The sequence below is a fragment of the Gilliamella sp. M0320 genome (genome assembly GCF_016101635.1).
GTDB classification, from domain to species: domain Bacteria; phylum Pseudomonadota; class Gammaproteobacteria; order Enterobacterales; family Orbaceae; genus Gilliamella; species Gilliamella apis.
The window spans coordinates 1-1147 of record NZ_JACFQD010000020.1; the positions used below are offsets into that span (position 1 = coordinate 1).

Sequence of the window (1147 nt, forward strand, 5' to 3'; positions counted from 1 at the left end):
GGCGACTACGCAAGTGGTCACGATGTGACTGCCTTCCGCCTTCGTTCGCTGTTAACGCTCCTTGGCAAACATCCCTGTTTGCCATGCTAACCTCTCTCAGTTGTCAGCACATTGCGAATGTCGCACCACAAAATCGTTTTTTATCGTCCTAACGTTATTTTTCTTATCCTCAGCTTCTATACCTAAGAACTAAGAAATAATAGCTAAGGATACTAAGGATAGACACAGAGTCCGTGTTTGAGGTAGCCCGCCACTTCACTGGTAGGGCGGGCAAGTATAAGACCATTATTCGCGTCAACTGCAAAAGAATATTGGTTACTATTCGTCTTATCATTCGCCAAATATCTAAGGTAGGAGAAGTTAGTCTCAGGGTAACTTTCGTCGCTTATCCACCCCCATTCCGAGAACAATCCTCCACCAATGTGAGGCCGCCAATACTTATTAGGTGACGTAGGCGTTGCCTCTACTAAACCGTTACAAGAGTCTTCTGGATTATCATTATTTCCCCGACAAGACGCATTAGTTAAATCCCTGACATTTGGGACACGGTATCCTCCAATCTTATTACACCAAGATTCCATGCTATAAGGGTCAGATACCCAAGTGGTGCCACGATTAACAAACCACTGCTTTAACTCAAATCCATATTTGACCACCGCATTACCCCTACTATCACGACCGACTAACTCAAATACCTGAGGTAAAGATATTCTGTCGATTCTACCTGGATTATCTGATTCCCATTGCGATTCTGTAGCAACAGGACCTGTTAGGGTAACTCGAACGCTGGTACTTGTTGAATAGGTCATCGTCGCCGTAATACCACCATGAGAAACCGGCGCCCAAGATAAGGCCTGATTATTACCAACAATATCTAAATCAAAAAACAAATTATGAGCGCCAGTAGTCGGGAAGTTTAAACCATAAGACGATGGTGTAACTGACTGTGGTAGAAAACCAAAAATAGGGTCCTTAACGTCATCAGAAATCCCTACCCCCCCCGAAACTGAGGGAGTGTTTACAAAACAAACCACTGGCGCTGTCTTAGGTTTAATATAATAAGTGGCATTACTTGCACTAAAACGACTTTCATTAGGCACACCATAACGTGTTTTTAATGTACCTTCAGTATTAGATAAGGTTAATT

At 43.1% G+C, this 1147-nt stretch carries 1 protein-coding gene; it reads right to left on the reverse strand.

Translation table 11 applies throughout. The annotated features are described in order from the left end of the window. Positions 1–212: 212 nt before the first annotated feature. On the reverse strand, positions 213–1147 hold a 935-nt coding region (locus H3T83_RS11295; RefSeq protein WP_198215804.1), incomplete at its 5' end, for a hypothetical protein.